Here is a 13893-nt window from a genome sequence, read left to right on the forward strand (position 1 = left end):
TTTTCTTCGAATCAGGCAAAGCAAGCGGGAGTATAGCAGCTGATACCAGCTACTGGGTAGTAAAATTGTTGCAGCAGCCTTCAAATTTAAGGCAGCAGAGTGAACTGCCGCACAATCATGCGCCAGCCTTGCACAAGGACTTCCCGATTCCCGATCTGAAAGCAGCCAAGACAATTCTCCCTTCCTGTCACCAGCCTAGCCTATCCCAGCAACAATTCCTAAACGTCCTGCAACAATACTACTACCCCTAAGCGGACCAGAAAATGATACTCTCTCAGTCCTATGCCCACGGACAAGCAACACCCCGTCCTCACAGATTTCAATTCACTCCTCCAAGACAGCAACGACTTACTTGCCGACCTAGGGAACAAAACACAACTGACGACCGGGCTAGCGATTCTACAAAAGGATGAACTACGCGCACAAATCATAGCCGCCGTTCCCAGCAAAGGCGACCACTCCTACACCCCAAAAATCGGGTGCAAAATCCCGCTCCACTGCACCGCGATCGGAAAAGCGCTGCTCGCCCGCCTCCCTCACGATGAAAAGATCCAACTGCTGCAGTCGCTAAAGCTCGAACCCCTTACACCCCAAACCTTACCCCGAAAAGAGCTGCTTACCCGAAAGCTGGAAATCTACCGGCAGCAAGGGTATGCCGAAGAACTTGAAGAATTCCTCGCCGGAATCAATTCCGTCGCAAGTTGCATAACCGACCATAAGGACGTTCCGATTGCAGCGGTTTTCATCACTGGCTTTAAACGAGAGTTCCCAGCTGAACGAACCTCTGCGTTATCTCACGAAACGCAAAAAACCTGTGGAGCAATTCGACAAAGAATTCTTCAGAGAGACCAACACTCTAACTCGCATTACGAAGCGGTCCGAAAAGCAAAGGAATTCATTGACTCCAGCTACGCCGACGAGTCAGCTATTATCAATTACACGGCAAAGGTAGAGATGTGTAGCAGCTGGTTCCGTAAGTGCTTCAAAGAGCAGTTCGGCACTACGCCCACCCAGTACCGGAACAAGCTTATTTTCAACAAGGCAAAAGACCTTCTCCGTCTCACAGACCTAAGCGTAAAAGAGATCTCGATACACCTTGGCTTCAACTCCCATTACTACTTTTCAAGAGCGTTCAAGAACTACGTCGGGTTCGCCCCCACCCAACTCAGAAAATCAGGACTCGCGCCAGCAAACAGCCAGCAGCATCCGTCGTTCGACAGCAAAGTCCAACAAGCATGCTAGTCGTCACAGCCCCTCCCCAAAAAACAGAACGTTCCAAGATCGATGTTCGACCAGCGAGTACCAAGTTTCGCTTTTCACAATCCACAAACGCGCACCGACTGTGAGCTTACGTTACTCCTCTTCGAATGAGACTCCAAATTAGCGAATTGCCGCGTTCGATCCCATCACTACTAGGCACTCTCTTTCTAGTCGTTGCAGCTAGAGCTGAAACGACTCTCGTCGAGGGTCCAATCGAACTGAACAGTTTCACCGATGGACAACAACACACGATCCAGATTCTTGACGAGGTTCGCGACTTCTCAAACGCGCTCGGAATCAAAGTGACAGTCGAAAATTCCTCCGACACATATTGCCGTGTCGAGGGCTGGTTCATGGAAAAGTGGATGAACGTGCAAAGCGCCGTTCATCTCCCGCCCGGTTCCACGCGCGACCTAACCCTGCACCTGACACGGCACAACGATTTCCTCGGCAATGCATCCAGCCTGTTTCCAGATATGCGAGCCATGCCGGGCGGGACTATTGATCACTGGGCACGAATCGACCTCGAGAACGATTCCAAGACTGTCAGCTTCGCCGTGTTCGCAGAGTCGCCGGTCGATCTCGAGCTAACGAACCTACGAGCTTACGGAAGTTACCGATCGCCACAAGAGATGGCCGCAGAACAGGATTTCTTTCCTTTCATCGACCAGTTTGGCCAATACAAACACGAGGACTGGCCTGGCAAAATCCACAACGAGACAGAGCTGCTGGCGTCAATCGCGATCGAGGAACTAGAACTCGATAACCATCCCCCACCCGCAAATCGGAATCAATACGGAGGCTGGGCGACCGGTCCCAAACGTGAAGCAACCGGGCACTTCCGAGTCGAAAAGATAGACGGCAAGTGGTGGCTAATAGACCCGAGTGGATGTCTCTTTTGGTCGTACGGAGCAACAGGGTTCGGGTTCAGCTTCGCTGAGACAAAGACTGAAGGTCGGGAGAACTTCTTCGAAAACTTACCAGAGTCGACCGACTCCGGTTTCGGACAATTCGTAGATCCCAACAGCGCTTCCTTTGGAGGAAGGACCTACGAATTTGGCCCGTCGAACCTGTATCGTAAATTCGGAGACAGCTGGATCGAGCAATCAGGAGCGCTTTCCCTTCGCCGAATTAAGAGCTGGGGCATGAACACCATGGGCTGCTGGTCCGACTCCAGACTCTTCAACGACCAGGACAATCCTGTCCCCTACACTCTCTTCCTCGGCTGGAACTTGCCAACTCTAAGTGTCGACGCAAACGGCAGCATGATCGAGTTCCCGGACCCCTTCGATTCAGATTTTCGTAGCACAGTCTACGGGAGGATAAACGGAGCCAGAGATCTATTAAACAGCGAGTGGTGCTTGGGGTACTTCTTCCAGAACGAATACCACTTCCGGAAAAACAACAGCGACTCTCGCTATCGAGTCGCATATGCTTACATGCAGGCCGACGATGAATCCGACGCCAAAGAAGCGATCATCGACTTCCTGCAAAAACGACACACCAGTATCAGCGCCCTAAATACAGCTTGGGGCACGCAATACAGTAGCTGGGCTAACGTTCGGGCTCTCGATGAAATACCATCAGGCGGCGACGTAGATGCGATGGCTTGGGAGGAAGCCTATGCGGATAGGTTGTATCAAACAATCAAAGAAGAGGGACAAAAAGTATCGCCCGCCCTCTTCCTAGGCTCCCGATTCATCGCTTTTACGCCTTTCCACATCATGAATGCCGCCGCTCCACACATCGATGTTATTGGAATCAATTGGTATCGCTACAGTCCGAACGACATTCCCGTCTCCACAATAGATAAGCCAATAATTATCGGAGAGTTTCACTTCGGAGCTGTGGAGCGTGGCTATTTTCACACAGGCCTGCGAGCCGTGGGTGATCAAAACGATCGAGCGGAAGCGATGTATCACTATCTTCGGGACGCTCTGCAACATGACAGAATTGTAGGAGCACACTGGTTCCAGTACCGTTCCCAAGCCGTAACCGGACGCAAAGACGGAGAGAACTTTCAAATCGGCCTTGTCGATTTATGCGATTCGCCGTATCCAGAAACCAGGACAGCTGCCAGATCGATCGGCAAAGGCTTGTATCGGATTAGAGGAGCCCAATATCTACCTCCCGACCTCGACAACGATGGAATCCCTGATTCAGTCGAAAGCACGCACGGCTTGGATCCTAGCAACCCCGCTGACGCTTCCTTCGATCTAGACGAAGACAGCAAATCCAATCTCGTGGAGTATGTCTTGGGTACAGATTTGTCTGCAGCTAGCGAACTGATCTCGCCAAGCATCGCTGTTGCGAGCTCTAGATCCGAAATCACGATCCCTGAAAACAGTATCCAAGCAGGCCGACGCTATCTCTTGCTGCATTCCAATGACCTAAAATCGGCATGGAAGCTAGTGGACTACATCACAACTGACAGCACCACGGACGATCCAATGACTTGGACATTACCCGAATCAATTACAGAGGGCTTCTACCGAATCCAAGTGGAACTGGTCGACTAAAGCCACTCCGAGCATCCACCCGCCATTGGTCTTCAGATGCTCACTTTTTCGAATTCCGAACAGCTTGGATCGCTTTTGAATGGAGAGCTCCATCAAACATGGGGTTTGGCCGAACCGGCACCGCCGCATCCGTCTCTCTCACCCAGTCCTCGATTAGCTTCAAAAGCTCACGCGCCTTCTCAGGATGGCTCTCGGCCAGATTCCGCTCCTCACCCACATCTTCTTTCAAATTGAAAAGCATGAGCTCGCGATCCTCGTAGTAGTAGTGAAGCTTCCAATCACCAAGCCGAACAACAGTACATGGACGGGATCGAAACAACGGGTCACGCTGTTCATCAGTAACCCCTCTGTAGGATTGAAGGTAAGCCGGGAAATGCCAGAAGAGCGGACGAACCTTTAGTTCAGCTTCCCTGCCGACCAAACCTCTTAAGCTCTCGCCATCGAGCACCTGCTCGTCCGGTAAATCAATCTCCATGATATCGCAGAGGGTTGGATAAATATCCACCCCGGACACCGGAGCCACGACTTTCTCTCCCGGGTTTCCAACTCCAGGCCACTTCACAATCAGAGGCACTCGAATCCCACCTTCGAAGTAAGTACCTTTGTATCCTTTCAAAGGGTACATGTCAGTCGCAGGCCCATAACCGCCATTGTCCGAAGTCAAAATCACAACAGTATTTTCGTCCAGTTCCAGCTCTTTGAGCCCTCCCAATATTCGACCAATCCCTTGATCGAGACACTCGATCATCGTCCCCATCTCTACGTGCGAATGAAGTTCTCCCGGCTTTTTCTCTTCGTATTTCTGCAGTAACTCCTTCTTTGCATCGAGCGGCGTGTGCACCGCAAAGTGGGAGAGATAAAGCAACCAAGGTTCCTTCTTGTTATCCTCAATAAATTTGAGGGCCTCGTCGTTCAGCCGATCTGTAATGTATTCGCCATCCGGTGCATCTTCTAATCCCGGTGCATCGACGTGTGGAGAATAGTAGCCTTTCGGAGGACTTCCGCGATGATCTCCGCCTATATTCACGTCAAAACCATAGTCCAAGGGGTCGTCGCTCAAATGCCACTTTCCCATTATCGCAGTGACATAACCAGCTTCTTGAGCCAACTCAGCCCACGTTACGATGTCCGTATCCAAAACATCAACTCCAGGAATGTGCTCCAGTCGACGATGTTCTGCTTTGCCTCGTGGCTTAGTTCCAACGTTGTAAACCTCATGACGCGGAGTGTACTGTCCTGACAGCAAGGACGCTCGACTTGGGGCGCAGTTCGCTGAGGCGGCGTACGCATTGGTAAACACCGTCCCCTCAGACGCTAGCTGGTCAATAACCGGTGTCTCGTAAAAGTCAGAGCCCATAAAGCCAGCGTCCCGCCAGCCAAAATCATCTAAAAAGACAAAGAGAATGTTTGGCTGATCCCGCCCGTGCGTTTCTTGAGGAAGGCAAACAGCCCCGATCGTCGCCAAGAACACGCTAACATTAATCAAACGCCTGATACTCATATCAAAAATTTTAGCAACACTCTTTCAGAGCCTTCTGAAAGAGCGAACCATTTCCCCATTAAACGCTTAAACCAGAATCGCAAAGATCCTCGAATGTACTACTTTTTCGCTTCCGCGTCGTACTGACGTAAGCTGAAAGTGAAGTTCTCGTTATGAGTCCGAGCATTCTTCATGATCTTCTCCATACGCTCGACAACCTCCGGATAGCTTCCAGCAAGGTTAACGCTTTCACTTGGATCAGACGAAAGGTCGAAGAGCTTCAGTCGACGATTCGGGTGTTTCAACACATCGTACTTCACTGCTTTCCAATTTCCGAGACGTACAGCCTGGCGGCCGCCTTTGTCATGAAACTCCCAATACAGATACTCATGCGTTTTCTGATTCTCCACGTCTCCCAACAATGTCGGCAACATCGAAAGTCCGTCCATTTTTGCTGACGACTCAGCGCCAGCCATTTCGGCAAAAGTCGGCATCATATCCCAGAATGCTGAGATGAGATCGCTACGCTCTCCGGCCTCAATCTTGCCCGGCCAGTATGCGATCATCGGAACACGAACCCCACCTTCATACAAGTCACGTTTCTTACCGCGGAACACGCCATTGCTGTCGAAGAAATCTGGGTCTGCGCCACCTTCAAAATGCGGACCGTTGTCCGAAGTCACAATCACGAGCGTGTTTTCAGCAATTCCTAGTTCCTCTAGCTTCGCGACAACCTCTCCAACGTGCCGATCAAAAACCGACATCATTGCAGCGAATGCGGTGCGTGGTTCAGCCTGAGACTGATAGTACCCAGTTCTCAACTTCGGGCCATCATCCATTCCCTCAAAAGGCTTAACTTCCTCGAATTTCCCACGGAATCGCTCCATATCCTCCTCAGGCGCCGCCAACTCCGCATGAGGGATGATTGTTGGGATGTAACAAAAAAACGGAACATCCTTGTTTTTCTCGATAAACTCGAGCGACTTCTGGTGAATGAGCTCCGGAGCGTATTCACCACTAGCCGTACCTGCATTTCCTTCGAGAATCACCTTCTCCTCATTGTCCCACAAATGGTAAGGATAGTAGTGATGCCCCAGACGCTGACAGTTGAATCCATAGAATACATCGAAGTGATTCATCGGATCCCCTTCAGATCCTGGGTAGCCTAACCCCCATTTTCCAAATGCGCCAGTAACGTATCCAGATTCCTGCAACAATTGAGGGAGCGTCTGAACGTCAGCGGGCATGGGCAACTGCCCCTCGGGCTGTATTTCGAAATTGCCGCGAATCGGAGTGTGCCCAGTGTGTAGACCTGTCATAAGGCAGGAACGCGAAGGAGCGCAAACGGTACTCCCCGAATAATGTTGCGTAAATACCATTCCGAGCTCCGCCAAGCGATCGACCTCAGGGGTCTGGAACTTCGTTTGCCCAAAGCTGCTCAAGTCACCATAGCCCAGATCATCGGCCAAGATGTAGACAATATTTGGCTGTGTAGATTCTCGAGCCTGTCCGAGAAGGATAATGCTCGCGAAAGCAAAGAAGCAAATTTTGGATACAAATCGTTGTCGTTTCATTCGTTTATAATAAATCTTGGGAACCGTTTTTTGGCTTTGCCAATTGTATAAAAAAGGCAGCCAAGACTATTGAAAGCTCGACTGCCCGCATTTCTCAATTTTTCTCGGGGCTAGAACTTCAGACGCATTGTCACGCGAGCGCTGCGCGGCTCTTGATACCGGTACTGGTTGTACCCGGTAAACGCGTTATTAAAGCTCATCGGCAAGATGTCGTCGTTGTCCAAGACGTTCTTGATGTTGAGTTGTAGATCCATCTCGGTCTTCTCTCCAAAGAACTTTGTCTTGAAGCGGTATCGCGCCATAAGGTCAGCCATGAAAGTGTCAGTACCGTAGACCGTATCCATAACGATCGGTTCACCATCCGCACCAAGGGCAGCTTCGCCGAAATCGATACCGAAGTTTCCGTTGAGATCCTCAAAGTCGACAATCGCGTCCACCGCATTTTGATCCTGCCAACGCAAGGCACCACCAAAGGAGAAGCCCTTCAGACTACCTTCCTTAAAGGTATAGTTTCCGCTGAAGTTCGCCTTGTGAGCACGTTCTCCAAACCCGATCGACTTCTGCGCCTTCGTCTTTATCACGTTTCCATAAACGACGTTTAAAACATCCTGGGCACTGTTACGGGTTGAACCGTCAACCTTCCAGTCAATGCCAAGATCGCTATCGAGGTCGAGACCCGCTTGGGCGAGAACGTCCGCGTAGTACTCGCTTTCGGCTTCCATCCAATCGAGCGTCTGGTCGAGTACGTTCACCAAGTCTCTCTGGCTGTAGCTGTAGTTGAAAGAGAAGCGCAAATTCTTTGTCATGTTGCCCACCAAGCGTAACTCGTATCCCTTGCCTTCACCGTCTCCCAAGCCTCCATTAAAGCTCGGAGTACGCACATCGTACTCTTCTGGGGAGATTAAGTTCAATGGGTTCCCTTCACCATCCTCGAGTCCGACAAGAGCGTCCATGATACGCGTTGCCGCTTGGTCGGCTTTACCGTCTTGGAAGAAGAATCGATTTCGCTCATCGATATTGAAGTGACTCAGACGGCCGGAGATCTTCCCATCCATCAGGTCGAACGAAATACCAACATCGTACGACTCACCCACGAGTCCAGGGGCAACGCGTCCGTCAGGAGCGATTCGCTCGTTTATTTTCGGCAGAGAACGACCACTCGAGTAGTTACTGAAAACACTAAACGTCTCATTCAGGTGGAACACACCACCAAAACTGCGACTGATCCCTTTCACAGTAGTCTCGTTTCGGACGTCATCAAGAAGAACCCATTCGTTCACCATACCGTCTCCATCATAATCTACTACGCCCGTATTCGCCAAAGTATCACGCACGGAGTCGGCCTGATCTATTACGAGATCGTCGACTCTATAACCCATAGTCGTAACAAGACGACCATCCATGAAATAACTCTGGTTCGCGATCATGAAGATGTCGTCGTCAGTCACGTCATTGGAAATAGCAAACTCACCAGTAGGAACAAACGTCGTCTCAACTGGCGTCACCGAACCATCCGGCATGGGAACGCCCATGCTCATGTCAGTTGGAAAGCGTCCGGTATAGAAAGTATCCCATTCACCAAATGTAACGTAGTTGCGACGAAACACACGATTCCGGGAGTGTTCAGGATTCGCATGAGTCCCCCCGAAGGACGCGAGACCGTCGGCCGTGAAGACTTCAAAAGTATTTTCGCGATTAAACAATTCCTCTTGCTTCTCTACGAGTAAAGCAAGGCGATGACGTCCCAGTATATCTCCAGTCTTCCCCTCGAACATCTCACGAAAGTCCAGGTCGTAAGAAAAAGTAGCTCGCAAACCTTCCAACTCCTTGCGGTTGGAATCAGTTCGCCATGTGTTTTCCATATAGAACTCACCATAATTCGAGTTATCCCCAACAAGATTAGCTTCCCTGTATGGGTTTCCTGATACGCTAGACCCGAAGTTTTCTACCAAGTCCACACGAATTTCCGTGCCTCCTGGATTCGTGCCAAACGTATTCAAAGTCTCGTCGTAGTAAGCAATCTCCATCCGGAAATCTTCCGAGAAGCTGTGTTCAGCAGCCAAGAGCAATTGATCCCAATCTGAACTCAATTTTGCGTCGGGTCCTTCGGTCGCAACGATATCTGGAATTGCGTATTCACCAAAGACACTCGAGTCATCGTACAAGCGACGCCCCGCGTAGTTTGCTGTAAAATCATCGTCCGTGCTTTTATCATTATAGACAGAACTTCGGGGAGAGTGACGCCAATTATAAGCAGAGTAGGTTCCATCCGCATTCTCGATCGCAACAATGCGAGCATTTCCATTCAAGACATCAATGCCATTACCCGACTGAGCAATACCGCGTCCATTGCCCCCGTAGCTTGGCTCTAGTTGCCCTTCTCCGAGCCATTCGGAAAACTGGTCAGAAGGACCGAACGGACGGTGGTTAGACCGCGACAAATCTCCGTCCTCAAAAGAGAATCGGAAACTCGTCCGCTTAGACGCTTTAAAAGTACCAGCGAGAGCAACACGACTGGTGTCCTTAAATTGAAAGTTGCGATGCCCACCTTTATCTTGCTCAAGAGCGTTCAGGCGAATCGCCAACTTATCCTCAATCAAGACCTTGTTCAAGTCCACTGATGCCCGTCGATGGTCCCAGCTACCGTACTGCAGTTCCAATTTAGTAAGATCCTTACCAGTGATCGCACGCTTTGTAGTTGCATTCGCAGTACCGCCAATCGATCCAACTCCAAAAAGCACTCCGTTTGGTCCTTTAGAAAAATCGAAACGCTCAACATTGTAAACATCGTCCGGAGAATTCCACATTATAAAGTCTCGCGTCCTTGAACCGGAAAAACCGCGAGAGCGAAAACTGTTACGCTGATTGGGGAGTGAGCTATTAAACGTACCGGAATTCGCCGCTCCCTGCGATTCGAACTCTTCCGTCTGCACATTGCCTTGGTAAACCAGCAGCTCTTCAAAGTCGTTTACTCCCAAATCCTCGAGCAACTCCAAGGTCGTTACTTCGACCATTGCAGGGGTGTCCTTCAGCGACGAGTTGAGGCGGCTTCCAGACAGCGTGCTCTCTGCACGGTAGCCTTCATCTTCCGCAGCTTTTACCTCAAATGGGCTAAGTTCGAAAATATCCTCTTCGCCGGCATCTTGAGCCGAAGCAAACGGTGAAAAAGCAACGGCTGCTGCTGCGATTGGAGTGAACACTACCTTGGTGTCACCTTTGTAGCTATGTCTAAGCATTTCGATTGGGATTTTGGGGTTGGTCGATAATACACCAGAGACGCTAAGTTCGCACCCGCCAGGGCAACAAAACTGGGCCATTCGAATTAATTGGGGTATTCTCGATCGGTATGGGTTCTTTGTTTTGTTCTAGATGAAGTATCTCATGGAGAGTCGTCTTCGTCATCCTACACGTTCGTGTAGGGCGATGTTTGCGGGGAAAACTCTCGGGCTAATTCATGTTCATTAATCAAGCACCAGCGTCACCATGGTGACCGACCTAGCAGGGATCTTGAGTTCGATATCGGAAGAAGAAATTCGTGCAGGAATCCCTGATGCCTTAACATAGCTCGTTCCTTCCAAGGGCTTGTTGTTGAGTGCAGGATCGATATCGACCCACTGGTCGAAATAGGCGTCACCACGAAGCGATCCGTTCGCCAGGCTGATGGTGAACGCGTCATGTTCCAACTCGCTCATGTTCAGAGCGTAGAACCGTATCGTGTTTCCTTTCCTTAAAGCCCTGGTGTGGAGTTTTCCATTGGTCAAAATCTCCTCTCCGTCAAAATCCGTGACTTTCACCGGCGAATATCCAAGCAAGTGAGTTGTGATCTCTCTCATCACATCGCCTCGAAAACTATCGAACTCGCGCTGATAGTGCCACCAGATGAACCCTGTCATACCAAGGTCGATACAATCCCAAAGTGAACCGATCGCGTCCTCCGACTCGTCAAAATCATCTGCATTGGGACGGGTATTCCAATGCAACTCCGTATGCCACTTAGGCCGCTCGCCCGCTAAAGCCAGATCATGCTCCAGCAACTTCAGATGGCTATCGCGATCTTCGGGGTAATAGTGAGTCCCATAGATATCCATACTGTGCCCGCCCTTGCGTTCCATCAGTTTATCCATCCATCCATTTGAGTTCGGATAGTAATCTTCAGGACCAATTAACAATGGTACCGGAAGCGACTCTTCACCACCTTTACTGCGAACCTTGTTGCGACGCTTCAGTTCCTCTCGAAATGCCTTCACGATCCTAACGTGCACTTTCGGATTAATACGCCCTTCGTTGAAAAAGTACTCGTTATCCAATCCTAGAAAGTGAGTGGGAATGCCGTGACCAAACATGTATTCAATATAGTCGACTAGCAGGATGGCGTACTTTCGAGGGTCCACTCCGCGATCAGCAACCCCATCCCCGTCGCTATCCGTTTTCAGAGTCCACAGAGGAAAGCTGGCAGGACCGTTGAGTTTCTTGCTCGCGAAAATCTTCAGATCTGGATTCACCGCGAGCGCGTTTTTCAGTGCCGTAACCTCCTGCTCGTAATACTTGCCGTCAACTTCGCCCGGAGCGGGGTGAGCCGGTTTCCCCGGGCGTGGTTTACGGGGATGATCCCTCGTTCCATAAATCGAAGTGCGGATTCCATTGAACCCATCATCGGCGAACAATGTGTGAGCATTGTACAGAGGATCGCCTTCCGCGACCTGCTTCGCCGCGTAAGGACTCTTAAGATCGAAGAACACAGTATCGATCACTTGCCCTTGTTCATCCGGATAAATGGTAGCGTATTTGTCGCTGCCATTCCCATAAGCGGCACTGACCAACAAACCTGTCACAAGACCGGCAAATAGAATTCGTATCATCTTTTTCATTACTTTCCTACGGCAAAGGCTTCAATGGACGTCGCGTCTCGTTAACTTGCCTCCCCTTTTTCTTCGCTGACAGTGGATACAGTTCTTCCACCTCCTTTGCGCCTATATTCACCAGCAAGGAGCGAGCCGAAAAACCACCGAGAGCTGCGATCTCCTCCTTGAACGCCCGCAGCGAATCCACCTGCTTCGGATTTCGGCTTAGCGTTTCCAAAGCCGAGTAGAACGGTGCCATCTTCTCTCCAGAGTTTGACCGTACTCCCTCGATCAATACCGGCAGTCCAATACTCGATTGACCAGCAAGACATAACGCCTCCGCTACAGTCGCAGATACATAAGCATCCGAATCATACAGAGCCTTACCCAACTCTCTGGGAACCTCTTTCAACTCTCCCCTTGCAGCCAGCTCGGAAATTCCAGCCGCCGCCCAGAAACGAATTTCGGGATACTCGCTCTCCATTGCCGCAAGAAACTCAGCAAGGTCACTCCGCTCTGGCAGGGAAGCCTTTTCGGCCAAACTGATCAACGCCTCCAAATCGTACCGATTTTGATTCACCCAATCGTAAAGCGAAACACCTTCTTGCTTCACTTTTGAGGTAGGCGGGAAAAATCCCAAATCACGCGTCTCTCGCACATGACGCGAAACAGCCTTTCTCATTTTAGCCAGAATCGTTTCATACGCAGGGTCGCCCGCGAGGTTCTTCTCCTCGTGAGGATCAGCTTCAAGATCGAAGAGCATCTCCACCCCTTTAGCGGTAAATGGCTGCAGCCAAACGGCGTCAGCACGACTTCGTTCAGGAATCTCGCTGCGTTCGGCTGCGTACGCGTCCCAAGCCAAGTTCGAAGGCATCTGCCACTGAAAGTCGTTTCGCAGACAATACGCTCTGCTCGGCAAATACGAACGAATGTACTTCCAACGGCCATCAGTCGCCGCCCGGCAGGGATCGTAATGACGCTCCTGATTCGTTCGAAACGCGAACTGCATCTCACGAGCAGGCTGTTCAAACTCGCCAAGAAACGCCTGCCCCTGCATCCACTGCGGTGGCTCTATCCCCAACAGGCTGAGCAAGGTCGGAGCAACATCAACGAAACCGATCAAACGATCAGACTGCGTGCCCGGGTTGAAATCGACAAGATGTCTGAACTTCTCGGGAACGTATATGAGAAAAGGCACACGCAATCCACTCTCGTAGAGAAAGCCTTTTCCGCGCGGCAGGCTCCCGCCGTGGTCAGAGTAGAAAAATACAATCGTATCCTCAGATAAACTACGCTCTTCCAGATCCTTTAAAAACAAACCCACCCATCGATCGACATCCTGCACCCCCTCCAAGTGGAAGGCATAATCGGAACGTACCTCGGGCAAATCCGGGACATAAGTCGGTAAATCCAAACTCTGCGGGTCTAGCCCTTCCTTGCCGAAACCACGCCTCCCCTCAGTGGTCACGCTAGTCAATCGACTCATATGCGTGATGTTCGCGTTGAAAACGGCGAAGAACGGCTGCCCCGGCCTCCGATCAGAACTGTTGTAGGTGGCAGAAGAGGAACACTCATCCCAAATCCCCTTGCGATTCCGCGTCGTATTGTAGTCGGTCTTCGAGTTGTTTGTGCAGTAGTAGCCTGCCTCACGCAGAAGTTCAGGGTAGAAAATCCCTGCCGGCGTGTCCCAGCGCCGACGATGGTTATCCATGCCGTAAGTCGTTGCGTAACTCCCCGTGATCAGGGTTGAACGAGCAGGCGAACAATGCGGGGCGGATGACCAGGCTTTCATCATTTGCAGACCACCGGCTGCCAGCGCATCAATGTTCGGCGTCTCAACATCCTCGTTGCCGTAACACCCGAATTCGTAAGCGCTCGTGTCCTCGATCGTCAGCCAAAGGATATTCGGTTTCTCAGCCGCACCCAGGAAGGCTATAGCAATGGCAGAGAAGAGGCTAAGCACACTCAGACGCAGGACAGCTCTTTGAATAAGCGAGTTTGAAACAGTTCGGGGAATCATGGGGTAGATCGGAAATGGTAGGTTCCGAGTATGCCAAGGATTCGCCCAAACGTCAGCCTACACGTTCATGTAGGACCGTGGATCCTAGTCCCCTGCACGTTCGTGTAGGTTCGGCTCATTGTTATCGACGACTCGCGTTTAACGGCCCACATCTGACATCCTACAGCCCCGCGGCGGGGCACACTTTCCCCAGTAATCG

The 13893-nt window shown here is 50.9% G+C and carries 7 protein-coding genes; 2 read left to right on the top strand and 5 right to left on the bottom strand.

Annotation, left to right across the window (positions count from 1 at the left end; genetic code table 11):
• Positions 1-282: 282 nt before the first annotated feature.
• Both JIN87_RS01280 and JIN87_RS01285 read left to right on the top strand, forming a co-directional pair.
• Complete coding sequence (locus JIN87_RS01280) at positions 283-1242, top strand: IclR family transcriptional regulator domain-containing protein (RefSeq protein WP_200353692.1); 960 nt, start codon at positions 283-285, stop codon at positions 1240-1242.
• A gap of 125 nt (positions 1243-1367) precedes the next feature.
• The gene (locus JIN87_RS01285) at positions 1368-3779 is read left to right on the top strand and encodes a hypothetical protein (protein WP_200353693.1); all 2412 of its coding nucleotides are present in this window, start codon (positions 1368-1370) and stop codon (positions 3777-3779) included.
• Positions 3780-3819: 40 nt separating this feature from the next.
• On the opposite strand, the gene JIN87_RS01290 is transcribed toward JIN87_RS01285, so the two are convergent.
• The 5 genes from JIN87_RS01290 to JIN87_RS01310 all read right to left on the bottom strand — a co-directional run bounded on the left by JIN87_RS01290 (position 3820) and on the right by JIN87_RS01310 (position 13694).
• Positions 3820-5280 carry a sulfatase gene (locus JIN87_RS01290; RefSeq protein ID WP_200353694.1) on the bottom strand — a complete coding sequence of 487 codons (1461 nt, stop codon included), beginning with the start codon at positions 5278-5280 and terminating at the stop codon, positions 3820-3822.
• 98 nt (positions 5281-5378) lie between these two features.
• The gene (locus JIN87_RS01295; protein ID WP_200353695.1) at positions 5379-6833 is read right to left on the bottom strand and encodes an arylsulfatase; all 1455 of its coding nucleotides are present in this window, start codon (positions 6831-6833) and stop codon (positions 5379-5381) included.
• 110 nt (positions 6834-6943) lie between these two features.
• On the bottom strand, positions 6944-10069 hold the full coding sequence (locus JIN87_RS01300; RefSeq protein WP_200353696.1) for a TonB-dependent siderophore receptor: 3126 nt from the start codon (positions 10067-10069) through the stop codon (positions 6944-6946).
• Between the two features lie 225 nt (positions 10070-10294).
• Entirely contained in the window at positions 10295-11701 is a 1407-nt protein-coding gene (locus JIN87_RS01305) for a hypothetical protein (protein ID WP_200353697.1), read from the bottom strand.
• A gap of 7 nt (positions 11702-11708) precedes the next feature.
• Positions 11709-13694 carry a sulfatase-like hydrolase/transferase gene (locus JIN87_RS01310; RefSeq protein WP_200353698.1) on the bottom strand — a complete coding sequence of 662 codons (1986 nt, stop codon included), beginning with the start codon at positions 13692-13694 and terminating at the stop codon, positions 11709-11711.
• Positions 13695-13893: the final 199 nt, after the last annotated feature.

The sequence above is a fragment of the Pelagicoccus mobilis genome (assembly GCF_016595505.1).
Lineage (GTDB): Bacteria > Verrucomicrobiota > Verrucomicrobiia > Opitutales > Opitutaceae > Pelagicoccus > Pelagicoccus mobilis.